This window comes from Arminella tubonensis (assembly GCF_003240585.1).
In the GTDB taxonomy this organism is placed as follows: Bacteria; Pseudomonadota; Alphaproteobacteria; order Rhizobiales; family Rhizobiaceae; genus Rhizobium; species Rhizobium tubonense.
Genome location: NZ_PCDP01000043.1, coordinates 35,958 through 60,916 on the forward strand (window position 1 = coordinate 35,958; position 24,959 = coordinate 60,916).

20 protein-coding genes and 1 pseudogene are annotated in these 24,959 nt (G+C 61.0%); 17 read left to right on the forward strand and 4 right to left on the reverse strand.

What is annotated here, in order from left to right:
* Window positions 1-14: 14 nt before the first annotated feature.
* From CPY51_RS21915 to ggt, 6 genes are all read left to right on the forward strand, one after another.
* Entirely contained in the window at window positions 15-1,025 is a 1,011-nt protein-coding gene (locus tag CPY51_RS21915; RefSeq protein WP_111162360.1) for a GntR family transcriptional regulator, read from the forward strand.
* A 19-nt stretch (window positions 1,026-1,044) separates the two neighbouring features.
* Window positions 1,045-1,746, forward strand: coding sequence for a creatininase family protein (locus tag CPY51_RS21920; protein ID WP_111162361.1), 702 nt, complete (start codon window positions 1,045-1,047; stop codon window positions 1,744-1,746).
* Window positions 1,743-2,762 carry a ketopantoate reductase family protein gene (locus tag CPY51_RS21925; protein WP_111162362.1) on the forward strand — a complete coding sequence of 340 codons (1,020 nt, stop codon included), beginning with the start codon at window positions 1,743-1,745 and terminating at the stop codon, window positions 2,760-2,762. Before CPY51_RS21920 ends, CPY51_RS21925 begins: the two co-directional genes overlap by 4 nt.
* The gene (locus CPY51_RS21930) at window positions 2,759-3,517 is read left to right on the forward strand and encodes an SDR family NAD(P)-dependent oxidoreductase (RefSeq protein WP_111162363.1); all 759 of its coding nucleotides are present in this window, start codon (window positions 2,759-2,761) and stop codon (window positions 3,515-3,517) included. The genes CPY51_RS21925 and CPY51_RS21930 overlap by 4 nt, the downstream gene beginning before the upstream one ends.
* A complete protein-coding gene (locus CPY51_RS21935; RefSeq protein ID WP_111162364.1) occupies window positions 3,514-4,893 on the forward strand; it encodes a dipeptidase in 1,380 nt (459 codons plus the stop codon). Before CPY51_RS21930 ends, CPY51_RS21935 begins: the two co-directional genes overlap by 4 nt.
* A 64-nt stretch (window positions 4,894-4,957) precedes the next feature.
* Window positions 4,958-6,547, forward strand: coding sequence for a gamma-glutamyltransferase (ggt, locus tag CPY51_RS21940; protein ID WP_111162365.1), 1,590 nt, complete (start codon window positions 4,958-4,960; stop codon window positions 6,545-6,547).
* On the opposite strand, the gene CPY51_RS21945 is transcribed toward ggt, so the two are convergent.
* Entirely contained in the window at window positions 6,541-7,524 is a 984-nt protein-coding gene (locus tag CPY51_RS21945; RefSeq protein WP_111162366.1) for a GlxA family transcriptional regulator, read from the reverse strand. The two genes, ggt and CPY51_RS21945, sit on opposite strands and share 7 nt — an antisense overlap.
* A 107-nt stretch (window positions 7,525-7,631) precedes the next feature.
* Here CPY51_RS21945 and bcoG point away from each other — a divergent pair, with 107 nt between their 5' ends.
* The 10 genes from bcoG to CPY51_RS21995 all read left to right on the forward strand — a co-directional run bounded on the left by bcoG (window position 7,632) and on the right by CPY51_RS21995 (window position 21,460).
* Window positions 7,632-8,534 (forward strand): 3-dehydrocarnitine:acetyl-CoA trimethylamine transferase BcoG, encoded by a 903-nt coding sequence (gene bcoG, locus CPY51_RS21950; RefSeq protein ID WP_111162367.1) that lies wholly within the window; start codon window positions 7,632-7,634, stop codon window positions 8,532-8,534.
* Window positions 8,535-8,541: 7 nt separating this feature from the next.
* Window positions 8,542-10,032 (forward strand): carnitine 3-dehydrogenase, encoded by a 1,491-nt coding sequence (locus tag CPY51_RS21955; RefSeq protein WP_111162368.1) that lies wholly within the window; start codon window positions 8,542-8,544, stop codon window positions 10,030-10,032.
* Window positions 10,033-10,044: 12 nt separating this feature from the next.
* Window positions 10,045-11,205 carry an acyl-CoA dehydrogenase family protein gene (locus tag CPY51_RS21960; protein WP_111162369.1) on the forward strand — a complete coding sequence of 387 codons (1,161 nt, stop codon included), beginning with the start codon at window positions 10,045-10,047 and terminating at the stop codon, window positions 11,203-11,205.
* Between the two features lie 4 nt (window positions 11,206-11,209).
* Window positions 11,210-13,267, forward strand: a complete 2,058-nt coding sequence (locus tag CPY51_RS21965; RefSeq protein ID WP_111162370.1) for an acetate--CoA ligase family protein — start codon at window positions 11,210-11,212, stop codon at window positions 13,265-13,267.
* Window positions 13,268-13,273: 6 nt separating this feature from the next.
* Window positions 13,274-14,056 carry a carnitinyl-CoA dehydratase gene (locus CPY51_RS21970; RefSeq protein ID WP_111162371.1) on the forward strand — a complete coding sequence of 261 codons (783 nt, stop codon included), beginning with the start codon at window positions 13,274-13,276 and terminating at the stop codon, window positions 14,054-14,056.
* 170 nt (window positions 14,057-14,226) lie between these two features.
* Window positions 14,227-15,819: an ABC transporter substrate-binding protein gene (locus CPY51_RS21975; RefSeq protein WP_111162372.1), complete on the forward strand. Its 1,593-nt coding sequence runs from the start codon at window positions 14,227-14,229 to the stop codon at window positions 15,817-15,819.
* 104 nt (window positions 15,820-15,923) lie between these two features.
* The gene (locus tag CPY51_RS21980) at window positions 15,924-16,931 is read left to right on the forward strand and encodes an ABC transporter permease (protein WP_111162373.1); all 1,008 of its coding nucleotides are present in this window, start codon (window positions 15,924-15,926) and stop codon (window positions 16,929-16,931) included.
* Complete coding sequence (locus CPY51_RS21985) at window positions 16,928-17,755, forward strand: ABC transporter permease (RefSeq protein ID WP_111162374.1); 828 nt, start codon at window positions 16,928-16,930, stop codon at window positions 17,753-17,755. Before CPY51_RS21980 ends, CPY51_RS21985 begins: the two co-directional genes overlap by 4 nt.
* On the forward strand, window positions 17,748-19,379 hold the full coding sequence (locus tag CPY51_RS21990) for an ABC transporter ATP-binding protein (RefSeq protein ID WP_111162375.1): 1,632 nt from the start codon (window positions 17,748-17,750) through the stop codon (window positions 19,377-19,379). The genes CPY51_RS21985 and CPY51_RS21990 overlap by 8 nt, the downstream gene beginning before the upstream one ends.
* 80 nt (window positions 19,380-19,459) lie before the next feature.
* A complete protein-coding gene (locus tag CPY51_RS21995) occupies window positions 19,460-21,460 on the forward strand; it encodes a CocE/NonD family hydrolase (protein ID WP_111162376.1) in 2,001 nt (666 codons plus the stop codon).
* Window positions 21,461-21,463: 3 nt separating this feature from the next.
* Here CPY51_RS21995 and CPY51_RS22000 read toward each other — a convergent pair whose 3' ends face one another.
* The 3 genes from CPY51_RS22000 to CPY51_RS22010 are packed head-to-tail and all read right to left on the reverse strand — an operon-like array spanning window position 21,464 to window position 23,917.
* On the reverse strand, window positions 21,464-22,393 hold the full coding sequence (locus CPY51_RS22000; protein ID WP_244598750.1) for an alpha/beta hydrolase: 930 nt from the start codon (window positions 22,391-22,393) through the stop codon (window positions 21,464-21,466).
* Between the two features lie 59 nt (window positions 22,394-22,452).
* A complete protein-coding gene (locus tag CPY51_RS22005; protein WP_111162377.1) occupies window positions 22,453-22,668 on the reverse strand; it encodes a type II toxin-antitoxin system CcdA family antitoxin in 216 nt (71 codons plus the stop codon).
* 40 nt (window positions 22,669-22,708) lie between these two features.
* The gene (locus CPY51_RS22010) at window positions 22,709-23,917 is read right to left on the reverse strand and encodes a multidrug effflux MFS transporter (RefSeq protein ID WP_111162378.1); all 1,209 of its coding nucleotides are present in this window, start codon (window positions 23,915-23,917) and stop codon (window positions 22,709-22,711) included.
* Window positions 23,918-24,095: 178 nt separating this feature from the next.
* On the opposite strand from CPY51_RS22010, the pseudogene CPY51_RS22015 reads away from it, so the two are divergent.
* A pseudogene (locus CPY51_RS22015) lies at window positions 24,096-24,832 on the forward strand (TetR/AcrR family transcriptional regulator C-terminal domain-containing protein).
* Window positions 24,833-24,959: the final 127 nt, after the last annotated feature.

The following is a 24,959-nucleotide window of genomic DNA, read 5'->3' on the forward strand; positions in this document are numbered from 1 at the left end:
GATCGAACGCATTCATGGAGTTTTTCATCGATCGCGATCTGCCGGTACCCATCCGCTCGCAGCTCCAGGGTCTCATCGAATATGGCATCGCCTGCGGGGAATTAACCGCTGGAGAAACGCTGCCGTCGGTGCGCGAGTTGGCCGAGAAGATTGGCGTCGCGCCGATGACGGTCAGCCAGGTCTACGCCGATCTCAAGATCGCGGGCCTGATCGATGCACGGCCGGGCTCGGGTACCTTCGTCACCGATAGCCTGCAATCGCGGCTGGCAAACCGTGCCGATGCAAGCGGCATACATCGGCACATCGACCAACTCATCGACGAAAGCCATGCGCTTGGCATCCGCTCGACCGAACTCGTCTCCTTGATCAGCTCGCGCGTGTTCTATCGCGAGAGCATCGGGCCGCAGTTTCGGATCGTGATGATCGGATTGTTTGCGGAAGCGACGGCAAGTTATGCACGCTTCGTCGCAGCGCGGCTCGGCCGTGGCGTGACCGTCGAGCCGCTGACCGTGGCCGCCATTGAGCGGGAAACGCTCGCCAAGGCTCGGGCAAACTCCGCCGACCTCGCCATCACCTTCGCCAACCGCCACCGCGAGGTGACCGGCCTTTTGCCGAATACCAAGGTCGTCACCATCAGTTTTACGCCCTCCGAAGAAACGCGGCTGGCGCTGGCGTCGCTCGATTCCCTTGCGTCCATCGCTGTCGTGTCGCGCTTTCCGGATTTTCTGCCGATCATGAAGAGCGGCGTGCAGCGCTTTGCACCGCATGTCACCGAGATCGCCGCGGCGACGCTCGAAACGCAAGGGTTGGATGCATTGCTCACCCGTGCAAGTGTCGTGATCTACGCCTCCGGAGCTGAGTCCGTCCTCGCCCTGCTTCCAGAGGGCACCCAGGCCATCGAATATCGCCACGCACCCGATACCGCCGATATCGAGAGGGTCGTCGTCCCCATTATCCGCGCAGCCGGTGTGCAAACGCAGCCAGCGGAGGCGCCGCCAAAGCGGCCGGCAACCAACGACGAATAAGGACTAGGAGGAACACATTATGAAAGTTTCAGACACCAACTGGCAACAGATCGAAGCCTATCTGAAGACCGACGACCGCGCGATCCTGCCGCTCGGCAGTACCGAGCAGCACGCGCAACTGTCGCTCTCGGTCGATTCGATCCTGTCGGAAAAGATAGCTGTCGACGCTGCCGAACCGCTCGGCATTCCGGTTTTCCCGGTCGTCCCTTACGGGATCACGCCCTATTTTCTGGCCTATCCCGGCACGATAAGCCTGCGCATGGAAACCTATGTGCGTATCGTCAGGGACATTCTCGACGGACTGAAGCATCAGGGTTTCAAGCGTATTCTCATCGTCAATGGCCATGGCGGCAACCAGCCGGCGGGCAGCCTCGCCGTCGAATGGATGGCCGATAACCCAGGCATGGCCGTCAAGTTCCACAACTGGTGGAATGCGCCGCACACCTTTGCCAAGGTGCAGGAGATCGACACCGTCGCCTCGCATGCGTCCTGGATGGAGAATTTTCCCTGGACCCGCCTGCCCGGCACGACCTTGCCGACGCAACAAAAACCGATGATCGACCTTGCCCGCATGCGCGTCATGGGGCCGGACGCCGTCAAGGCCTATCTTGGCGACGGAAATTTCGGCGGCTACTACGAGCGCCCCGATGAGGAAATGCATGCGATCTGGGATGTTGCGGTCAAGGAGACACGCGCGCTTCTCGAAGGAGGCTGGGCATGAGCAATCCGATTGTCATCTGGGGCGCCGGCGCCATCGGCGGAACGCTGGGGGCGGCTTTCATCAGGGCCGGACATGAGGTGATCTTTGTCGACAACGCAGCAGACCATGTCGCGGCGATCAATGAGAAGGGCCTGAGGATCGAGGGCCCGATTTTCCAGGACACCGTCCGGGCGAAGGCCTTTCTGCCGGAAGACCTGGAGGGCACTTATGATCGCATATTCCTCTGCGTGAAGGCACACCACACTGAGCCGGCGAGCCACGCTTTGGTCGATCATCTTTCGTCCGACGGTTATGTGGTCTCGGCCCAGAACGGCCTCAATGAACGGATCATTGCGCCGGTCGTCGGCATCCATCGCGTCATCGGCTGCTTCGTCAATTTCGGCGCCGACTATCTGGAGCCTGGCGTCGTCCACTATAGCGGCCATGGCGCCGTCGTCGTCGGCGAATTGGACGGCAAGTTCACGGGCCGCATCGAGGCGATCTACGAGATGATGCGAGAATTCGAGCCGAAGGCGATCCTGACCGAGAACATCTGGGGATACCTATGGGGCAAGCTCATCTACGGCGCCCTGCTCTTCGGGACTGCTCTCAGCAATGACAGCATCGTCGATGTGCTCGCCAACCCGAAGTATCGCCCGGTTCTCACAAGGCTGGCAGTCGAGGTGGGCACAGTTGCTGCCGCCAACAATATTGTGCCGGAACCCTTTGACGGCTTTGACCCCTCGGCCTTCGCACCCACGGCTGCCGCCTCCGAAACCACCCGTTCCTTCGACGAGATGGTAGCCCACAACAGCAAGTCTTTGAAATCACACTCGGGCATCTGGCGCGACCTTGCTGTCCGCAAACGCAAGACCGAGGTGGATGCGCAGGTTCTCCCCGTCGTCGAGATCGGTCATTCGCTTGGCGTCCCGACGCCGCTTGCAGCGCGGGTCGTTGCGATGATCCACGAGATCGAGGATGGCAAGCGGCCGCTCGATCTTGCCAATCTCGATGAGCTTGCGAGGGAACCGGCATGAACATCGACTTCGAACGAAAAACCGTGATCGTCACAGGTGCGGCGCATGGTTTCGGCCGAGCGATCGCACAGGCTTTCGCCGCACGCGGGGCAGCGGTTCATATCTGCGACGTCAACGAACAGGGTCTGGCGGAAACCGTCTCGCTTTGCGGCGAAAAGGTCCACTCGCATGTTCTCGACGTCGGCAATCGTTCCGCCGTGCAACTGACGGTCGCGGCCATTGCAACCTCTTGCGGCTCGATAGACGTGCTGGTCAACAACGCAGGCGGCGTCCGGGGACAGGTCGGGCGGCCGATCGAGGAGATATCGGAGGAAGACTGGCAAACGATCTTCGACGTCAATCTGTCGGGAGCCTTTTTCATGGCGCAGGCCGTGGCGCCGGTTATGAAGAAGCAGAAATCCGGTCGCATCATCAACATATCGAGCGGTGCCGGCCTTGGTATCTCGCTCACCGGCATCCAGGCTTATGCAAGTGCCAAGGCGGGCCAGATCGGTCTGACGCGGCAACTCGCCCACGAGCTCGGCGCGTGGAACATCACGGTCAACAACGTCGCTCCCGGCTTCGTCCGCTCCAATCCGACGACCGAGCGCCAATGGGACGCGATGGGTGCGGACGGTCAGGCAAAGCTGCTGCAGACCATCGCGTTGAAGCGCCTCGGTGTGCCGGACGATATCGCCGCCATGGTCATGTTCTTTGCCTCGGATTTCGCCGGCTGGATTTCAGGACAAGTCATCAGCGTGGACGGCGGCAAATGAGCGACATTCAAACCTATCTCGACGCGCATTTCGCCGAAGCGCTGGATGATCTCAAGGCCTTCTGCCGTATTCCCAGCGTCAGCACCGATCCCGCCTTCGCAGACGGAATAGCTGACGCCGCCGATTTCGTTGCCGAACGGCTGAAGCGTGCGGGCTTTTCTGCCGTCGAGTTGCTGGTGACCGGAGGCCATCCCGCGGTCTTCGGCGAGATCGTCACTGACGCTGCGCTGCCGACATTCCTCGTCTACGGCCACTACGACGTTCAACCATCTGATCCGCTGGAAAAGTGGAAGACGCCGCCATTCGAGCCTGACGAGCGCGACGGCCGGCTTTATGCCCGCGGCGTGTCGGACGACAAGGGGCCGTTGCTGATCCCGATCCTCGTGGCCGAGGCCTTCATGAAGACGGCGGGACAACTTCCCGTCAACCTCAAGGTCTTAATCGAGGGTGAGGAGGAATCCGGCAGTCCGCACTTCGAAGCGACATTGCAGACCTATGCCGACCGCCTGGCCTGCGATCTCGTCATCTCTGCCGATGGCGCCATGTGGCGGCCGGACCGACCATCGATCACGGTCGCAAGCCGTGGTTTGGTCGCGCTCGAAATCACCATCGAAGGCGCGTCGAAGGACCTGCATTCCGGCCGGCATGGCGGCAGTGCACCCAATCCCATCGGCGCACTCGCGTCGTTGTTGGCCTCGCTGCACGGTGGGGACGGCCGCGTGTCGGTGGATGGCTTCCTGGATGGCACGAGCCCACCGGATCCGACGATCATCGCTGCCATCGAGGCCGCGGATTTCGACGCCGACGCCTACTACCGCGAGATCGGCTCTTCCAAGCCGGACCCGATCAAATCGGGCCGCGAACTGCTCATTCGCCAATGGCTGGAGCCGACGCTCGAATTCAACGGCATTTCCGGCGGCTATCAGGGCAAGGGCACGAAGACGGTGATCCCCTCTTCCGCCAGCGCGAAGATCACCTGCCGGCTGATTGCCGGCCAGAGGCCGGAACACCTCATTGCTGTCATCACGAGACACCTCAAGGCGCGTCTGCCGCCCGGCTTCACGCTCGACATCCATCAGCATGGACCCGGCAGTGAGGCATTCTTCGTGGACCCCAAGCTGCCGGCGCTGGAAGTCGCAGAGGCAGTCCTGACGGAATTGCTCGGCCAGAAGCCGTTGCGGGTTGCCATGGGCGCCACGATCCCGATCGGCGCGTCCTTCCGCAAACACCTCGGCAAGGAAGCGATCTTCTTTTCCTTCTCGACGTCCGACGAGGATTACCATGCGCCGAACGAGTTTTTCCGGCTGGCAAACTTTCGCATCGGCCTGACGGCCTGGGCGATGCTGTTGACGAGGCTCGGCGCAGCCGGCGCATAATTTATTGGACGGCCCGAATGCTGGATGGCATCCATGGGCATCGAAAGAGGCAGGATCGTTTGAGATGACGCAGCGGGATTTTTTCAAGCCGGGCCGTTCAGTGGCGATTTCGGACAAGGGCATGGCGGCGACGTCCCATCCGCTTGCAACACTTGCAGCCGTCGATATCCTGCGCGCCGGCGGCAGCGCGGTCGATGCCGCCGTGGCTGCAGTCGCGCTGCAATCGGTTGTCGACCCGCTCATGACCGGCATCGGCGGCGATTGCTTTGCGCTCTATTGCGCCGCGGGCGGGACGCCGGTCGCCCTCAACGGCTCCGGCCGCTCGCCGAAGGGCGCGAGCCTCGACTATTATCTCGAGCACGGTTTCACCAATATCCCTGACGACAGCCCGCATGCTGTTACCGTTCCTGGCGCGATCGATGCCTGGTGCCGACTGGTCGGCAGCTATGGCAAATTCGACATGGCGCGTGTGCTGGCCCCGGCGATCGCGGCCGCCGAGGATGGCTACCTCCTGACGCCGCGCGTCGCCCGCGATTGGGAGCGCAATAGCGACCGGGTCGCGAAAAACCCGGCTTCCGCCGCCTATTTCCTGCCGAACGGTCGCGCACCGCGCGTGGGCGGTCGCATGATCAACCCCGCCCTTGCTGCAACGCTTCGATCGGTCGCACGCGACGGCCGCGACGGCTTCTATCGGGGAATTGTCGCCGAGGAGATTACCGGCGTGCTGAAGGGGCTCGGCGGTCTGCATGAGGAAGATGATTTCGCCAGCTACAATGCTTTCGAGACGACGCCAATCTCGGGCAAATATCGCGGTCGCGACCTGTTCGAATGCCCGCCGAATGGCCAGGGTCTGGCGGCGCTGCTGATCACCCGCATCCTCGACGGTTTCGACCTGCGGGACCCGAAGCTCAGCGAGGCCGACCGCATCCATCTGCTTGCCGAGGCGACCCAGGCCGGCTATGCCCGCCGCGACCAGCTGATCAGCGATCCCGAGCACATCACCTTCGATGTCGAGGAACTGCTGTCGGATCGCTCCATCGAGGCCATGCGCCGCGAAATCAGCCTGGAGCGTGCCGCTGACCTATCCGTGTGGGACGCCCCCACACACCGGGATACCGTCTATGTTTCGGTCGTCGACCGCGACGGCAATGCGATCTCACTCATCAACTCGGTATTCATGCCTTTCGGCAGCGGCATCTATGCGCCGCGCTCCGGTGTCCTGCTGCAAAACCGTGGGGCCGGCTTTGTCGTCAGGCAAGGGCATCCGAACGCCATCGGCTCCCGCAAGCTGCCGTTCCATACGATCATACCAGGGATGGTGATGGAAAACGGCAAGACGCGGATGAGCTTCGGCGTGATGGGCGGGCAGTATCAGGCTTGTGGCCATGCCCATATGCTCAGCCAGATATTCGACCGCGATCTCGACCCGCAGCGGGCAAGCGATCAGCCGCGCAGCTTTTGCTTTGGCGGCAGACTTACGCTGGAGCCGACGATTTCGGAGGCGGTGAAGCTCGACCTCGATCGTCGCGGCCACATCACCGAATGGGCCGACGAACCGATCGGCGGCGCGCAGGCCATCCTGATCGACCACGAGCGCGGCGTGCTGTTTGGCGCGTCCGATCACCGCAAGGACGGCATGGCGCTCGGCTACTGAGGCCGGTCATTCGCGTCCGGTGTTCGACGACGAAGGCGCTTTCGCGTGTCCGATGCGCTCTCGCTGAAGTGAGCCCGGTAGCTCCGGGAAAATGCCGAAGCTGAGTTGAAGCCGGTCGCGGCGGCGATATCGGCGAAGGTGGCCCTGGTCTCGATCACTTTCCGGCGGGCAGCATTGAGACGCAATGCAAGATAATGCACATGCGGGGCTACCCCCATGCCTTCCTGGAACAGCGTCTGTAAGTGCCTGGCGCTGACGCCCACCCGTTTCGCCAGTCGGGCAAGAACGATCGGCTGCTCGACATTGTCTTCCATCAGCCGCACGGCGTGCGCGACGCGGGTGTCGCTCATGCGAAGCCCTGCTGTCGACGGCATGACCTGCGCACTGCCCTGTTCGTAGATAAAAAGCCGCGTGACCTCGAGCGCCAGTGAATATCCCTGTCGGCGCCGGATGATTTCCAGCATGAGGTCGAGCGTCGGAAGCGAGCCTCCCGTGGTGATGCGCTTGCCGTCGATGACGAACCGGTCGCGTATCATTCTCACCTGTGGATAGGCGGCGGCGAATTCCTCGAAATCCTCCCAGTGGGTCGTGGCGGAAAAATTGTCGAGAAGGCTTGCCTCGGCAAGCAGCCAGCTGCCGGATTCGATGCCGGCGATCATCGAGCGGTGACGTGCCGTTTTTGACAGCTGCATCTTCAGCGCCGAGGTGGCGCTACGTCGCCAATTGTAGCTCCCCAGCACGAAAAGCGGAAACCTGTCCTTCTCCGGCCGGAACGCGGCATGGGCGGGCACGGGGATCCGGCTCGTCGTATCCGCAGGCGCGCCGTCGGGCGTAAAGATGCGCCAACGATAGATCTCGCTGCCGACGATACGGTTTGCGCCGCGCAACGGCTCGATCACCGATGCGATCAAGATCAGGTTTGTTTCGGGCAAAACCAGCAAGTCAATGTCGAGTGGCTCGTTGGAAGGCGCTAGCATGAAGCAAATGAAATCCTGCTGTTTCCAACAATGTATAATCTGCATCCATAAATGCAAAGCAATCTGGCGCCGATTGCCTCGTAATGTCGGAAACGAGGGAGAACAAGATGCCTCTTGCGATGAACCGCGACGTTTTCATCACCTGTGCTGTCACTGGGGCTGGCGATACGACGTCCCGATCCGGCCACGTTCCGATCACGCCGAAGCAGATCGCCGATTCCGCGATCGATGCTGCCAAGGCCGGGGCCGCTGTCGTCCATTGCCACGTGCGCGACCCCGAGACGGGTGCCGCCAGCCGCCGCAATGACCTTTACCGCGAAGTTACCGATCGTATCCGCTCCGCCGATATCGACGTGGTTCTCAACCTCACCGCCGGCATGGGCGGCGATCTCATCTTCGGTGATGTCGAAAGCCCCCTCCCCTTGAACCCCAAGGGCACGGATATGGCCGGCGCTTCCGAACGCGTCAGCCACGTTGCCGAATGCCTGCCGGAAATCTGCACGCTCGATTGCGGCACGATGAACTTCAGCCTTGGCGACTACGTCATGACCAACACGCCAGGCATGTTGCGCGCCATGGCGAAGAAGATGACGGACCTCGGCGTCCGCCCCGAAATCGAGGCATTCGACACCGGCCACCTCTGGTTCGCCAAGCAGCTGGCCGAGGAAGGATTGATCGAGGACCCGGTGCTGATCCAGCTCTGCATGGGCATTCCCTGGGGTGCGCCCGACGATCTCAACACCTTCGTGGCGATGGTCAATAACGTGCCATCGAGCTGGACCTTCTCGGCGTTCTCGATCGGCCGCAACGCACTTGCCTATCCAGCAGCGGCAGTCCTTGCCGGTGGTAACGTCCGCGTCGGGCTCGAGGACAATCTCTATGCCGGCAAGGGCATGCTGGCGACCAACGCGCAGCTGGTGGAAAAGGCGGTGACCGTCATCGAAGGCATGGGCGCCCGCATAATCGGGCCGGAAGATGTCCGCAAGAAACTGAAATTGACGAAGCGCTGAGGTGGCCATGACGAGGATCAACAGAGCCGCCTGTGTCGGCGGCGGCGTTATCGGCGGCGGATGGATCGCGCGTTTCCTTTTGGCCGGCATCGACGTCAAGGTGTTCGATCCGCATCCGGAATCGCAGCGGATTGTCGGAGAAGTGTTGGCGAATGCGGAGAAGGCCTACGCCATGCTGACCGGCGCGCCACTTCCTCCCCGGGGCAAACTGGCATTCACGACGACCATCGAGGCGGCCGTTGCCGATGCCGACTGGATCCAGGAAAGCGTGCCGGAGCGGCTCGATCTCAAGCGTGGCGTGCTTAACCAGATCGACGCGGCTGCCCGGCCGGACGCGCTGATCGGCTCTTCGACATCGGGCCTGCTGCCGACAGAGCTGCAGCGCGACATGCGACATCCTGAGCGACTGTTTGTCGCCCACCCTTACAATCCGGTTTACCTGCTGCCGCTGGTCGAGATCGTCGGCGGCGAAAAGACCTCCGCCGCGACGATCAAGGCCGCGATGGACAGGCTGGTGCCGATTGGCATGAAGGGCGTTCATATCGCCAAGGAGATCGAGGCCTTTGTCGGCGATCGGCTGCTGGAAGCGCTGTGGCGCGAGGCCCTTTGGCTGATCCACGACGATATCTGCACCGTCGAGACGCTGGACGATGTCATTCGCTACTCCTTCGGTCTGCGTTGGGCGCAGATGGGCCTTTTCCAGACCTACCGCATCGCCGGCGGCGAAGCCGGCATGCGCCATTTCCTTGCACAGTTCGGCCCGTGCCTGGCCTGGCCTTGGACAAAACTTACCGACGTCGTCGATCTCGACGATGCGCTGGTCGAAAAAATCGGCCAGCAATCAGACGAGCAAGCTGACGGCCGGTCCATCCGCGAACTCGAACGCATCCGCGACGAAAACCTGGTCGGCATACTGCAGACGCTGAAGGGCAGCGACGGCGGCAAGGGCTGGGGCGCGGGCAAGCTACTGAAGGATTTTGAGGCAACGCTCTGGGCTGATGGCGGCAACCCGGAGACACCGCGTGATACCTCGCAGCCACTGCGCCTGATCGAGACGAAGGTCAGCCCCGCCTGGGTCGACTATAACGGCCATATGACGGAACACCGTTACCTCCAGGTCTTCGGTGACACGTCCGATGCGCTGCTGCGGCTCATCGGCGTCGATCTTGCTTATGTGGAAGCCGGCCACAGCTACTATACGGTCGAAACCCACATCCGCCATCTCGGCGAGGCCAAGCTCGGACAGGCGATCCATTCAACTTGCCAGATCCTGTCAGCGGACGAAAAGCGGCTGCAGCTGTTCCACGCGCTCTACGATACTGAGACCGGCGAGACGATCGCCACCGCCGAACAGATGCTGCTGCATGTGGATTCGAAGCAGGGAAAAGCCGTTACCGCTCCCGCGGAGGTATTGGTGAAGGTGAACGCGATTGCCGCAGGCCATGCCAAACTTGCCATTCCGGAGGGCGCCGGGCGGCATGTCGGACAGAAGCGCTAGGAGGAGCAGCCCATGAATTTCGGCCTTAGCGAAGAACAGGAAATGATCGTCAAGACGGTCCGAGACTTCGTCGAAACCGAGATATATCCGCATGAGAACGAGGTCGAGCGCACAGGGATCGTGCCGCGCGAGCTCGGTGAAAACATCAAGAGCAAGTGCATCGATCTCGGCTTCTTCGCCTGCAATTTCCCCGAAGCCGTCGGCGGCGCCGGGCTCGACCATTTGACGTTTACGCTGGTCGAGCGCGAGCTTGGTCGCGGCTCGCTCGGCCTCACGGTCTATTTCGGACGCCCCTCTGGTATATTGATGGCCTGCGAGGGCGAGCAGCGCGACAAGTACCTGATCCCTGCGGTACGTGGTGAGAAGTTCGACGCACTGGCGATCACCGAGCCGGACGCCGGTTCTGATATGCGCGGCATGAAATGTGCTGCACGACCGGACGGCACGGACTGGGTCCTGAACGGAACGAAGCACTTTATCTCTCACGCCGATATCGCCGACTTCATCATCGTCTTTGCCGCAACCGGCGAGGAGACGACCTTCAAGGGACCGAAGAAGAAGATCACAGCCTTCCTGGTGGATCGCGATACGCCGGGGTTTGAGATTCGCAAGGGCTACGAGTCGGTCTCCCATCGGGGTTATCACAATAGCATCCTGACCTTCACCGATTGCCGCCTGCCCGCCAGCCAAGTGCTGGGCGAAGTCCACAAGGGCTTCGAGATCGCCAACCGATGGCTGAGCGGAACGCGACTGACCGTTGCGGCGACCTGTGTCGGGCGGGCGAGGCGAGCCTTTGATCTGGCGCTCGCCTATGCCGCCGAGCGTAAGCAGTTCGGCAAGCCGATCGGCGCCAATCAGGGTGTTTCCTTCAAGCTCGCCGACATGATCACCGAGATTGACGCCGCCGAGTGGATGACGCTCGCTGCCGCCTGGCGGCTCGATCAGGGCCTGCCGTCAAATCGCGAGATTTCATCCGCCAAGCTGTTTGCCACGGAAATGCTGGCAAGCGTCACCGACGAGGCGATCCAGATCTTCGGCGGCATGGGCCTGATGGACGATTTGCCGCTTGCCCGTTTCTGGCGCGATGCCCGCGTCGAGCGCATATGGGACGGCACCTCCGAAATCCATCGCCACATCATCAGTCGCGATCTCTTGCGGCCGTTCGGAGCATGACCTGATGGCTCGACGCTCGCTCGATCGTCTCATCAGACCGCAATCGATCGCCGTCTTCGGCGGCAAGGAAGCGCGTCGGGTGATCGAGCAATGCGACCGGATGGGCTTTTCTGGCGAGATATGGCCTGTGCACCCAAAGCTCGACGAGGTGCTGGGACACAAATGTTACCGCTCGATCGCCGATCTGCCCAGGGCGCCGGACGCTTCCTTTGTCGGGGTCAACCGGCTGCTGACCGTCGATATCGCCAGAGAGCTTTCGTCGCGCGGAGCCGGCGGCGCGGTCTGCTATGCCTCAGGATTTCTCGAAGCGATCAGCGAACTGGCCGATGGTGGCGACCTGCAGGCGGCACTTGTCGAGGCGGCCGGGGAAATGCCGATCATCGGGCCGAACTGCTATGGCCTCGTCAACGCGCTCGATGGTGCACTGCTCTGGCCGGACCAGCATGGCCTGATCCGCGTCGAAAACGGCGTCGCCATCCTGACGCAGTCTTCGAATATCGCACTCAATCTTTCGATGCAGACCCGCGGCCTGCCAATCGCCTATCTGATGACAGCCGGCAATCAGGCCCAGATCGGCATTTGCGATATTGCGATCGCGGTGCTTGAAGATCCCCGCGTCACCGCAGTCGGCCTTCATGTCGAAGGTTTCGACAGCCTCGCTGCCTTGCAAAGGCTCGCTGTCCGCGCTCATGTGCTTCGAAAGCCAGTGGTGGTGTTGAAGGTCGGCCGATCAGAGGCGGCGCGGCAGGCAACAATTTCGCATACCGCCTCGCTTGCGGGGAGCGACGCCGTCTCTTCCGCATTGCTGGAACGCCTCGGTATCGGCCGTGTTGCCACACTCCCCGAGCTGATCGAAGTGTTGAAGCTTCTGCATCTGGGAGGTCCGCTCACCAGCAATGCTATTGCGTCGATGAGCTGCTCTGGAGGGGAAGCCTCGTTGATGGCTGATGCCGGCGTCGGTCGGGCCGTCGAGTTTCGCGCGTTGAAGCAGGAGCAATTGCCGGCCCTGCGCCGCTCGCTCGGAGAGATGGTGACACTCGCCAACCCGCTCGATTACCATACTTTCGTCTGGGGCGACCTTGCCCGCCAGACAGAGGCTTTCAGCGCCATGTTCTCCGGCGACTATGGGCTGAACCTGCTCGTTCTTGATTTCCCGCGTGCGGATCGGTGCAACGGCGCCGACTGGATGACGACGGCGGACGCGGTCATTGCCGCAGCCAAGACGTCGGGAGCGCGCGCTGGCGTGGTCGCCACGCTCGCCGAAAACATGCCGGAAGAGATTGCCGGTCGACTGATGGACGAAGGCATCGTTCCGCTCAGCGGGATTGCCGAAGCGCTGGCTGCCGCCGAAATCGCAGCGGCGATCGGCAAGGCCTGGGAACGCGCATTGCCGCCACCGTTGCTCGACGTAGCACTTAGCGACGGTGACAGCGTTGTGTTGACGGAAGCCGAGGCAAAGGCGGAGCTTGCGGCCTTTGGACTGCGGATTCCAGAAGGAAAATCGGCCCATACACCCGAAGAGGCCGCAGGCATTGCTGTCGACATCGGTTTTCCCGTGGCGTTGAAAGGGCTCGGTATAGCCCATAAGACCGAGGCCGGCGCTGTTGCACTGAACCTTGCAAGCGCGGACGAAGTTCGGGCGGCTGCGCAAGCGATGAGCGCGATTGCGTCGGGATATCTCGTCGAGGCGATGGTCGAAAAACCGGTTGTTGAGCTGATCATCGGTGCGACGCGCGATCCGATAGCCGGTCTTTTTCTCACGATCGGCGCAGGTGGAATTTTTGTAGAACTGCTTGAAGATTCTGTAATTTTGGTTCTTCCTGCGACGATGGAAGACATATTCCTCGCCATTTCGCGCCTGAAAATCAGCACATTGCTCGATGGCTACCGCGGCAGACCAAAGGGCGACCGACGCGCGCTCGCGATGGCCGTCGCATCAGCGGCAAATTATGTCGTTGCAACGGCTGCGAAGCTGGAAGAACTAGACATTAATCCGTTGATGGTTCTGCGCGACGGCAATGGCGTTATCGCGGCGGACGCTCTGATCAGGCGAAGGAGGTAGCGTGCGTTGAACGGCCCCATTCGCTCCAGGCGCGTCGGCGGCATATTCGAGGTCATCATCGACCGACCGAAGGCCAACGCCATCGATCTTGCCACCAGCCGCCTCATGGGCGAAATCTTCCGCGACTTTCGCGACGACTCCGACCTGCGGGTCGCCATCATCACCGCCGCCGGCGATAAATTCTTTTCGGCGGGATGGGACTTGAAAGCTGCGGCCGCTGGAGATGCTGTCGATGGCGACTATGGGGTCGGTGGCTTCGGTGGACTGCAGGAATTGCGCGATCTGAACAAGCCGGTCATTGCCGCAATCAACGGCATCTGTTGCGGCGGGGGCTTGGAGATCGCGCTATCTGCGGATATGATCATCGCCGCTGAGCACGCGACTTTCGCTTTGCCGGAAATCCGCTCAGGCACGGTTGCCGACGCCGCCTCGATCAAGCTGCCGAAACGCATTCCCTATCATATCGCCATGGACATGCTCCTGACCGGCCGCTGGTTGGATGCACGAGAGGCGCATCGGTGGGGCTTCGTCAACGAGGTCGTATCGTCCGAAAATCTGATGGGGCGGGCATGGGAACTCGCTCGTCTGATCGAAACCGGGCCCCCCCTTGTCTATGCGGCGATCAAGGAGATCGTCCGCGAGGCCGAGGGCCGCGACTTTTCCACCACGATGAACAAGGTGACAAAACGCCAGTTCAAATCCGTAGACATCCTCTATTCCAGCGAAGACCAGCGCGAAGGCGCAAAGGCATTCGCGGAGAAGAGGGACCCGGTATGGAAAGGAAAATGAGACCCAGCGAATGGCTGGAAGAAATTGCAGCGGAGGTCGATCAACACTTTGAATTGGCTGATATCTCCGTATAGTTCGTCGATGAGGAGCAAGCATCCCGGGAAAACAAAAGCCGAAAACGGCAGCCGGCATGTGAAGAAAAATACCAAACCAGAGAAGAGGAACAGGGAATGAGCGACTACACCAAATATCTGACCGGCCAGTTGACTGCCGGAGGCATGAACCGCCGCGAATTCATGGGCCGCGCCATGGCCGCCGGCCTGACGCTCGCCGCCGCCGATACGCTGTTTGCCGCAAGTGCAACAGCTGCTGAGACGCCGAAGAAGGGCGGGCATCTGAAGCTCGGCCTCGAAGGCGCTGCTGCGACTGATAGCAAGGATCCCGCCAAGGATCTGTCGCAGTTCATGTTCGTCGTCGGCCGCTGCTGGGGCGACATGCTGGTCGAATCCGATCCCCTGACCGGCGCCCCTGTCCCGGCGCTTGCTGAATCCTGGGAGCCGTCAAAGGACGCCGTCACCTGGACCTTCAAGATTCGCAAGGGCGTCAAGTTTCACAACGGCAAGGACATGACGATCGACGACGTCATCGCCACGTTGAAGCGCCATACAGATCCGAAATCGGAATCCGGCGCCTTGGGTGTCATGAAGTCGGTCAAGGATATCAAGGCCGACGGCAATAACCTCGTGGTCACGCTGACCGAGGGCAATGCCGACATGCCGCTGCTTTTGAGCGACTACCATCTGGTCATCCAGCCGAACGGCGGCATCGATGACCCGAATGCCGGCATCGGGACCGGCCCCTATAAGATGGCAAGCTTTGAGGCGGGCGTGCGCGCCACCTTCGAAAAGAACAAGGACGACTGGCGCACCGACCGCGGCTATGTCGACAGTGTCGAAATCATCGCCATGAACGACGCAACAGCTCGTATTGCCGCGCTCTCCTCCGGCCAGGTCCACTATATCAACCGCGTTGACCCTAAGACCGTCTCCATGCTGAAGCGTGCCCCTACCGTCGACATTCTCTCGACAGCGGGCCGCGGCCACTATGTCTTCATCATGCATTGCAACACGGCACCCTTCGACAACAACGATCTGCGCCTGGCGCTTAAATACGCCATGGACCGCGAGACGATGGTGAAGAAGATCCTCGGGGGCTACGGCAAGGTCGGCAACGACTTCCCGATCAACAGCACATATGCCCTGTTTCCTGAAGGCATCGAACAGCGCAGTTACGATCCCGACAAGGCGGCGTTCCACTACAAGAAATCTGGCCATGACGGCTCTGTCCTGCTGCGCACGTCGGAAGTCGCCTTCCCCGGCGCCGTCGACGCGGCTGTCCTTTATCAGGAGAGCGCCAAGAAGGCCGGCATCAACATCGAGGTCAAGCGCGAGCCGGGCGACGGCTACTGGACCAATGTCTGGAACGTCCAGCCGTTCTCGACATCCTATTGGGGCGGCCGTCCGACCCAGGACCAGATGTATTCGACCGCCTATCTCTCCACCGCCGACTGGAACGACACCCGCTTCAAGCGTCCGGATTTCGACAAGCTCCTGCTACAGGCCCGCTCGGAACTTGACGAGAAAAAGCGCAAGGAACTCTATCGCGACATGGCGATGATGGTGCGCGACGAGGGTGGCGTCATCCTGCCGATGTTCAACGACTTCGTGAACGCCTGCAGCAAGAAGGTGAAGGGCTACGTCCACGACATCGGTAACGATATGTCGAACGGCTATGTCGCCACACGCGTCTGGCTGGACGCCTAATGCCTGAACCGGCGGCTGTTTGCCGCCCGTAGAACTGAGGTCTGGACCGCGGGTATAGCGCCCGCGGTCCTTGCCCATTTTTCTCAGAGCGAGGCGCCCTTCCCATGTCCAATTCCATCGAAACCGAAGGCTTGCCCGGGAGGAACTTCCGAGAGCGCTTTCCACTGCTGGCGCTGATCGTCGAGCGGCTGGTTCTAAGCCTGGTTCTATTGTTTGCCGTATCGGTCCTGATCTTCGGCGGTCTCGAGGCCCTGCCCGGCGACTTCGCCACAACCTACCTCGGCCAGTCGGCGACACCGCAGGCGGTGGCGAACATCCGGCAGGAACTTGGCCTGAACCGGCCGATCACCACGCGCTACGTCGAATGGCTCGGCAATGCGGTTCGCGGCGATTTCGGCACGTCCTGGGCGAGCAAGAACTCGGTGAGCGAGCAAATCGGTAATCGGCTCGGGAACTCGCTCTTCCTCGCCGGCTTCGCCGCGATCATTTCGGTGCCGCTAGCCGTCGGGCTTGGGATGCTGTCCGTCCATTTCCGCAATCGATTACCGGACAAGATCATCAACGTCGTCTCGCTCGCGGCAATCTCGCTGCCGGAGTTCTTTATCGGCTATCTGCTGATCCTGTTCTTCGCCGTGAAGTTCGGCGTCGCGACCTTTCCGGCGACGGTCTACGCCGACATGGATTTCGCCGATCGGTTGAAGGCCATCGCGCTCCCGACCGCGACGTTGGTGCTCGTTGTCCTCGCCCACATGATGCGGATGACACGTGCTGCGATCCTCTCTGTCATGTCGTCGGCCTATATGGAGACTGCCGAACTCAAGGGCCTCAGTGCCGCACGGGCGATCGTCAAGCACGCGGCACCCAATGCGCTAGCGCCGATCATCAACGTCATTGCGCTTAACCTCGCCTATCTCGTCGTCGGCGTTGTCGTCGTCGAGGTGGTCTTTGTCTATCCCGGCATGGGCCAGTATATGGTCGATGCCGTGACGGTGCGTGACATGCCGGTCGTTCAGGCCTGCGGCCTGATCTTCGCGGCCGTCTATATCCTGCTCAACATGGTGGCCGATATCCTCGCCATTGTCGCCAACCCACGGCTGAGGCATCCGCGATGAGATTGAGAGATATCCCCATCACGGCCTGGGTCGGCATCATCGGCATTCTTGTCGCAGCCATCTGCGCCATCTTTGCGCCTTGGCTTGCACCCTACGGCGAGACCCAGGTCGTCGGCGATGTCTGGGCGCCGGCAGACAACCAGTATTTCTTCGGTCTCGACAATCTCGGCCGCGACATCCTATCGCGGCTGATCTATGGCGCCCGGACGACATTGTTCGTGGCGCTTGGCGCGACGCTGATCTCGTTCTCGCTCGGCATCATTCTGAGCTTCACCGCAGCGGTGTCCCGCGGGATGATCGACGCGGTGCTCTCGCGCTTCAACGATCTGATGATGTCGATCCCGACGCTGATCTTCGCACTGGTGGTGCTCGCGGTGCTGCCGCAAAACCTGATCGTGCTGATCCTGGTCATGGCCGTTCTCGACTCCACCCGCGTCTACCGGCTCGGCCGAGCCGTCGCGCTTGACGTCGCCGTGATGGAATTCGTGGAGGCAGCCAAGCTTCGCGGCGAAGGCACGATTTGGATCATCTTCCGCGAGATTCTGCCGAATACGCTGTCGCCGTTGCTTGCCGAATTCGGCCTGCGCTTCGCTTTCGCCATCCTGTTCCTCTCTACCCTCTCCTTCCTCGGTCTCGGCATCCAGCCGCCGGCGGCCGACTGGGGCGGGATGGTCAAGGACAACAAGGACGGCATCATCTTTGGCATTTCTGCAGCGCTTGTTCCGGGCGGCGCGATCGCGGCGCTTGCCATCTGTGTCAATCTGGTGGTCGACTGGCTCTTGAAGCGAACCTCCAGCCTCAAGGGAGGACGTGGCGATGCCTGAGCTTCTTTCTGTCCGCGACCTCAAAATCGAGGCCACCAGCTATCCACCGGGCGAGCCGCCAAAACGCGTCACCATCGTCGACGGCGTCTCCTTCGATCTGCACAAGGGCAAGGTGCTTGGCCTGATCGGTGAGTCCGGCGCCGGCAAATCGACCATCGGCCTTTCTGCCTTGGCCTACGGCCGCGGCGGCGCGGAAATCACCGGCGGGCAAGTGCTGCTTGACGGCGACGATCTCTTGCCACTCGGTAAATCCGGCATCCGCAAGGTCCGTGGCGCCAGGGTCTGCTATGTCGCGCAATCGGCAGCAGCGGCATTCAACCCGGCCCATCGGCTGGGGAGCCAGGTGATCGAAGCCTCGGTGAAACATGGCCTGATGACGAAGGAAGAGGCCAACGCCCGGGCGCTCTATCTCTTCCGGGTTCTCGGCCTGCCGAACCCTGAAAGCTTCGGCGAGCGCTACCCGCACCAGGTCTCCGGCGGCCAGCTCCAACGTGCCATGACGGCAATGGCGCTTTGTTCGAACCCGGAGCTGATCGTTTTCGACGAACCGACGACCGCACTCGATGTAACGACGCAGATCGATGTCCTCGCTGCGATCAAACATGCGATTGAGGAGACGAACACCGCCGCTCTCTATATTACGCATGACCTTGCGGTGGTTGCCCAGATTTCCGACGACATCATGGTGCTGCGTTACGGCAAAATGGTCGAATATGGCAGCGCCCAACAGATCATCGAAGCTCCGCGGGAAGCTTATACGCAGGCGCTGGTCAATGTTCGACAAGCAACGCGCAAGGAAGCGTCCGATCAGACGGATTCCCTATTGAAGGTAGAAAACGTCACCGCAGGCTATTCCAATGGCTTCAAGGTGCTGTTCGATGTCTCGCTGCATGTGCCGAAAGGACAGACGTTGGCGGTTGTCGGCGAGTCCGGCTCCGGCAAGTCGACGCTTGCCCGCGTCATCACCGGCCTGCTGCCGCCGCAGCAAGGCAAGATCACCTTTGCCGGCAAAGCACTCTCGCCGGCATTGAAGGGCCGTTCGAACGACGACCTTCGACGAATCCAGCTGATCTATCAGATGGCCGACACGGCAATGAACCCGCGCCAGACAGTGCGCGAGATCATCGGCCGGCCCCTCACCTTCTATTATGGTCTCCGTGGCGCGGCAAAGACGGCGCGCGTCAAGGAACTGCTCGAACAGATCGAGATGGGCAAGGGCTTCGTCGACCGATATCCGGCTGAGCTGTCCGGCGGCCAGAAACAACGCGTTGCAATAGCAAGGGCGCTTGCCGCCAATCCCGAGCTCATCCTCTGCGACGAGCCGACCTCGGCACTCGACCCGCTGGTGGCGGAAGGCATCCTCAGCCTTTTGATGCGGCTGCAGGAAGAGACGCAAATCTCCTATATCTTCATCACCCACGACATCGCCATCGTCCGTGCGATCGCCGACAGCGTGGCGGTCATGCATCGCGGCAAGCTGGTGCGTTTCGGACCGAAATCCAAGGTCCTGTCGCCGCCCTTCGACGATTACACCGACCTGCTTTTAAAGTCCGTGCCGGAAATGGAAATCGGCTGGCTGGAGAAGGTGCTGACGACGCGAAAGATGGCAAGCGCAGGGAATTAAGGCTGCGGAAGCAGCGACCAAACTGACGAATACTCGCTTGGCAGGTGTTCGACACTTTAAACAAGAGCTAAATTTTGCCCATGACAGACCGAGAATTTTCCGTCACCGACAACCAATGGATCACGCTGAAAGACGGCACGCGGCTTGCAGCTCGTATCTGGATGCCGGATGGCGCCGAAGCGGACCCGGTACCGGCGGTGTTCGAGTTCCTGCCCTATCGAAAGCGCGACGGCACTAGTCCGCGTGACGAATCCACCTATCCCGTCTTTGCCGCCGCCGGGATTGCCGGCGTGCGCGTCGATATTCGCGGCTCAGGCGAATCCGATGGCGTCATCGATGGAGAATATACCGAGCTCGAACTCGCCAATGCCTGCGAACTGATCGCCTGGATTGCCGGACAGCCCTGGTCGAACGGGTCAGTCGGCATGATGGGCATTTCCTGGGGCGGCTTCAATTGCCTGCAGGTAGCCGCACTTCGTCCGCCGGCCCTGAAGGCAATCATCTCGATCGCGTCGACTGTCGACCGCTACAATGATGACATCCACTATAAGAACGGCTGCCATCTCTCGGCACAACTCTCCTGGGCAGCCACCATGCTTGCCTACCAGTCTCGTGCACCCGATCCGGCCCTTGTCGGCGATCGGTGGAAAGCGATGTGGTTGGAGCGGTTGGAAAACGAGCCGTTCTTCATGGAGGAGTGGCTGCAGCATCAGCGTCGCGATGACTTCTGGAAGCACGGCTCGATCTCGGAGGATTTTTCCGCTGTCGAGGTGCCGGCACTGGTCATCGCCGGCTGGGCCGACGGATATCGCAATACGCCGCTGAAGGCCGTCGAGGGTCTCGGCGACAAATCCAAAGCGCTGATCGGCCCATGGGTCCATAAATATCCGCATTTCGCCTGGCCGAAACCGCGTGCCGATTTCCATGGCGAGGCGATCGCATGGTGGAACCGCTGGCTGCGCCGCGAGGAGAACGGCGTTGAAAATCTGCCGCAGGTGCGCGCCTATATCCTGGACGGGCCGAAACCGGCGCCGCGCCGCGACGTCGATCCAGGCTTCTGGCTGGCGATGGAAACCTGGCAGAAGCCGGAAATGCAGTGCTTCTATGTCGAGCAGTTCGGTTCGCTGATGGAGGGCATGCCGATACCGCACGCGCCGGAACACCTGCTCTATCTGAAATCCCCGCTCGATACCGGGACTGCGTCAGGCGAATGGTTCACGCTCAAGCCCGACGCCGAACTGGCGATCGACCAGCGCAGTGACGATGCCGGCTCGATGACTTTTCAGACGGCACCCCTCACGGAGGCGCAGGACTATCTCGGCCAACCGGTCCTGACGATTTCCTTGAGGTCCGAGGCTGAACTCGCCAATCTTTGCGCTCGCCTCGTCGATATCCATCCCGACGGAACGGCGACGCGCGTCTCCTTTGGCGTGCTGAACCTTGCCCATCGCGATGGCAACGAACATCCGCAGCCGATGACGCCGGGCGCGCCCACGCATATCCGCCTCATGCTCGATGCCTGCGGCTATCGCTTCGGCAAGGGCCATCGCATCCGCCTGTCGCTGTCAACATCATACTGGCCGATGGTCCTGCCGCCGCCGATCGATGTCGGCCTGTCGCTGGACATCGCTTCCCTCGGTCTTGCCATGCCAAAACTTGGGAGCCACAACGTGATCGAGGTCAAGCAGCCAGACAATTCCGATCCGCTGCCAAAATACAAAGAGCACAAACCGGGCGCCACCAGGCGGCAGGTGGTGCGCGACATGTCCGCCAACCGAACTGACTATTGCATCTACGAGGATACCGGGCTTTTCGAACACCCCGGTACCGGCCTTTCGACCCGGCAATTGCGCGACGAAGTCTGGTCGATTTCACCTGATGATCCGCTGTCGATGAGGGGCACCTCGGTGTGGACCTGCGACATGCAACGACCGGGCTGGTTTGTCCGCACCGTGGCCACCGCGACGATTGCCTGCACGGCCGCCGATTGGCTGATCGCGGGATCCGTGGTCGCATTTGAAGGCGACGCGAAGATCTTCGAAAAGACCTATGAAAAGGTCATTCCACGCGACCTGATGTGATGATCAAGTCGCTCCGGCGAAACGGCTGACGGCAACGCAAAGAGCATGGAAGCCATCGCTCGCGCCCTCACTCATGTGGCGGGCGCGCAACCAGGCGTGGACCATCTGCGGCTCCTCGCGGAACCACACCTCGACGCCGGCAGCCGCGAGCCGCCCGGCATAGTTCCGGCCATCATCGCGCAACGGATCGAAATGGGCGACGGTTATGTAGGCGGGCGGCAGGCCGGCGCAGGATCTGGTCAGGAGCGGATGCGCGACCGGCTCGTCGGCAGGCGCATTGAGGATCGCCCGGTAATAGGCGGTATCGGCGGTGGTCAGGCCTGGCGCCTCGGCCATTTCCTCATAGGAGCCGGAGACCAGATCGCCGCCGAGCGCGGGGTAAACCAACACCTGACCGACAATGCCCGATAGCGCTTCGTCGCGGGCCCTGAGCGCCAATCCGGCTGCCAGGTTGCCACCGGCGCTATCACCGACTAGTACAATCTTGTGCCCTTCTCCGAGCAAGAGCTTGAGGACGGTGAACGCGTCATCGGTTTGCGCCGGCCAGACATGCTCGGGCGCGAGCCGGTAGTCTACGGAGACTAGTTCTGCGCCTGCGAAATCGGAAATCTCGGCACAGATTGCGTGGTGGCTCGATAGCGAACCAACGACAAATCCGCCGCCATGCAGATAGAGTAGTTTGGTCCTGGTGCGGAGATTGGCGGGCTTATAGCGCCTTGTCGGGATTGCACCGATCAGCGCATCTTCGGCCGTCATCCCATCGGGCAATGGCCGGTCGAACTGGGCGCAAAGCGCGTCGTACCACTGGCGTTGCTGGCCGATCGATGCATCGACCGCATCCGCTGGATAAAAGCCGTCGCAAATGCGCAGGAATTTGAGGATGCCGGGCTCGGCAGGCATCGGCCGAAGTGTCGATTTTTTCGCCGATGGCATACTTTCCCTCCCTCAAAATTTGCACGCCGCACAACGCCGGTTAGGGAATTCGAATATGCCTAGAATTGTCGCCACTTAGACTGGGGCAACCCTTGTTGCTCGACAAAGCGATTCATCTCGGCGATGGCTTCAGCATTTTCTAAACGCCAGATCTTCCCTTGAGCATCCGGCGCCAGAAAATGTTCGCCGTTATTCACAGCTTCGACATAAGCACGGGGAGGCGCTGGAGGTTTGCGCGAGCGTGACAATAGATGATCCTCGTCATTCACAACCATAATGCGCTAACCACAGAAACCTGTCGAGCCAAGATGGTACTTATTCCGCCGCAACTTCCACCTCCGCCGCGCGCCGGCGGCCTATGGTCAACTGGGTCAGCACAAGCGCTGCGACTGCGCAGAGCGCAATCCCGACTGCCATCGGCACTGCTGTTCCGTCGAAGAACACGCCGGCGATGGCCATCGCGATCGCAGCGGTCACAAACTGCAGCGTCCCCATCAGCGCCGAGGCGGTGCCTGCGATCGCGCCGTGGTCTTCAAGTGCCAATACCGCCGTCGTCGGGATGACGAGGCCGAGAAAGCCATAGCCGATGAACAGGAAGGCTGCCATGACGGGAAGCTGATCAAAACCGAGGCTCATGACGACTGCCATCGCGGCCATTGCGAAGGCGAAGCCAGATACGGCGGCACGCATGACGCGAATCAGTCCAAAGCGTTCGCCGAGCCAGCCGGTCAGCTGCGATACTGTGAAAAAAGAGACCGCATTGATCGAGAAGGCAAAGCTGTATTGCGTCGGAGAGAGGCCGTAGTGGTTGATCAGCACAAACGGCGAATTGGCGAGATAGACGAGGAAGCCCGAAATGCCGAGGCCGCCGATGAAAGTCAGCGTCAGGAAATGCCGGTCGCCCAGGAGAAGGCGATATGCCGCCATGGCACTGCGAAAGCCACTTTCCGAACGATCCGCTTTGGAACGGGTTTCACTCAACTGTGTCGACAACAGGATCAATCCAATGAAGGCGGCGATCATCACTGCCCAGAAGACGCCGCGCCAGCCGTAAAATGCGATGACGGCGCTGCCTGTGAGCGGGGCGAGGATCGGCGAAATGCTGAACACGAGCATCAACAGCGACATCAGCCGTGCCGCCTGCACGCCGGTATGCATGTCCCGGACAATGGCGCGCGGGACGACCATGCCGGCCGCACCGCCAATGCCCTGAAGGAACCTGAAGGCAATCAAGGTCTCGATACTGCTTGCCGTAGCGCAGCCGATGCTGGCGACCGCAAAAAGGCCGATGCCCATGTAGAGCGGCGCCTTACGGCCCCACATATCGGCCAGCGGCCCGTAGACCAGCTGAAAGATCGCGAACGGAATGAAGAAGGCGAGCAGGCTCATCTGGACGGCATTATCTGGTGCGCCGAGATCCTTGCCGATCGACGGCAAGGCCGGAAGATACATGTCGATGGCGAAAGGACCGATGGCCGAAAGCAAGCCGAGGATAAGCGCAATGCGGAAAAATGAAGCGGGCATGGCAATGATCTTTCAGAAAGTGCCGCGTCCGGAAGCCGGATTGCTTCCAAGCCGCAAGGGCTTTCAAGAGAGGGGCAACGATGGTGGGCCGTCGCAACGTCGCGCCGGCTTGGGAGAACCGTGCGATGGTCTTACCGTTGGTCCAAAAACTTGGACACGCGTGTCAAATTAGACACTGTTGTCTAAAACGTCAATGCGCATTATCTTCACTCCATGAAAAGCCCAAGCGATATCATCATCAAATCCGACGACCACCCGAAACGTGGGCAATACGCAAAACGCGTTTCAATCCTGGATGCAGCAGCAGAAGTATTTTGCCGGGAGGGCTTCTCCGGCGCCTGCATAGATGAGATTGCGGCTGAAGCATGCGTGAGCAGGCAGACGGTATATAATCACTACCACGAGAAAGAGACGTTGTTTACGGCTGTCGTCGAAGACGTAATGAAACGCGTCAACGCCGTCCTGTTTTCGACTTTATCGACCTTTCCCGACACCAGCGATAACCTGCAGGAGGATCTGACCGCTTTCGCAGTTCGGTTGACCAAGAACTGCACGTGTACCCATGACGGAAAATTCCTGCGCAAGCTCGTACTGCAGGAGGGTGATCGCTATCCGCACCTCTTCGAAGTCTGGCGCCAGCAAGGGCCGTGCAAGACGACCAAGGCGCTTGCAGCACTTTTCGCGCGTCTCAATCATCAAGGCGTCCTCGATATAGACGACTTCGATCTCGCTGCCCGCCAGTTTTTGGCACTGGTCAATGCCGATATGCAAATGGTCGTCCTGTTCGGCGGCGTTCTTTCAGACGAAGAGTTGCAGGTTTCGGCGCAAAATGCGGTGCGCACCTTTTTGCGCGCCTATGGTCACGTAACGGAAAAGGAGCAAGGCTCCCGCATCTCCGCGTTGTCGGGCGTTTAGCAGGCTGTTGAAGAAGTCTCTGGTTTGGCCTTCAGCACGGCCTCATCGCCGTTGTGGTACGCGAAAGTGATCTCGATCGCGTCATCGTCGAGCAATTCGGCATGACCGTCGCCCGAGACCTCGTCCG

Bases quoted from the DNA above. Each gene is read 5' to 3' on its own strand.
- CPY51_RS21915 (WP_111162360.1), top strand. From the start codon at position 15: ATGGAGTTTTTCATCGATCGCGATCTGCCGGTACCCATCCGCTCGCAG.
- CPY51_RS21975 (WP_111162372.1), top strand. From the start codon at position 14,227: ATGAGCGACTACACCAAATATCTGACCGGCCAGTTGACTGCCGGAGGC.
- CPY51_RS22005 (WP_111162377.1), bottom strand. From the start codon at position 22,668: ATGGTTGTGAATGACGAGGATCATCTATTGTCACGCTCGCGCAAACCT.
- CPY51_RS22010 (WP_111162378.1), bottom strand. From the start codon at position 23,917: ATGCCCGCTTCATTTTTCCGCATTGCGCTTATCCTCGGCTTGCTTTCG.
- CPY51_RS21935 (WP_111162364.1), top strand. From the start codon at position 3,514: ATGAGCGACATTCAAACCTATCTCGACGCGCATTTCGCCGAAGCGCTG.
- CPY51_RS21930 (WP_111162363.1), top strand. From the start codon at position 2,759: ATGAACATCGACTTCGAACGAAAAACCGTGATCGTCACAGGTGCGGCG.
- CPY51_RS21920 (WP_111162361.1), top strand. From the start codon at position 1,045: ATGAAAGTTTCAGACACCAACTGGCAACAGATCGAAGCCTATCTGAAG.
- CPY51_RS21985 (WP_111162374.1), top strand. From the start codon at position 16,928: ATGAGATTGAGAGATATCCCCATCACGGCCTGGGTCGGCATCATCGGC.
- CPY51_RS21945 (WP_111162366.1), bottom strand. From the start codon at position 7,524: ATGCTAGCGCCTTCCAACGAGCCACTCGACATTGACTTGCTGGTTTTG.
- ggt (WP_111162365.1), top strand. From the start codon at position 4,958: ATGACGCAGCGGGATTTTTTCAAGCCGGGCCGTTCAGTGGCGATTTCG.
- CPY51_RS21925 (WP_111162362.1), top strand. From the start codon at position 1,743: ATGAGCAATCCGATTGTCATCTGGGGCGCCGGCGCCATCGGCGGAACG.
- CPY51_RS22000 (WP_244598750.1), bottom strand. From the start codon at position 22,393: ATGCCATCGGCGAAAAAATCGACACTTCGGCCGATGCCTGCCGAGCCC.
- CPY51_RS21965 (WP_111162370.1), top strand. From the start codon at position 11,210: ATGGCTCGACGCTCGCTCGATCGTCTCATCAGACCGCAATCGATCGCC.
- CPY51_RS21980 (WP_111162373.1), top strand. From the start codon at position 15,924: ATGTCCAATTCCATCGAAACCGAAGGCTTGCCCGGGAGGAACTTCCGA.
- bcoG (WP_111162367.1), top strand. From the start codon at position 7,632: ATGCCTCTTGCGATGAACCGCGACGTTTTCATCACCTGTGCTGTCACT.
- CPY51_RS21955 (WP_111162368.1), top strand. From the start codon at position 8,542: ATGACGAGGATCAACAGAGCCGCCTGTGTCGGCGGCGGCGTTATCGGC.
- CPY51_RS21990 (WP_111162375.1), top strand. From the start codon at position 17,748: ATGCCTGAGCTTCTTTCTGTCCGCGACCTCAAAATCGAGGCCACCAGC.
- CPY51_RS21995 (WP_111162376.1), top strand. From the start codon at position 19,460: ATGACAGACCGAGAATTTTCCGTCACCGACAACCAATGGATCACGCTG.
- CPY51_RS21960 (WP_111162369.1), top strand. From the start codon at position 10,045: ATGAATTTCGGCCTTAGCGAAGAACAGGAAATGATCGTCAAGACGGTC.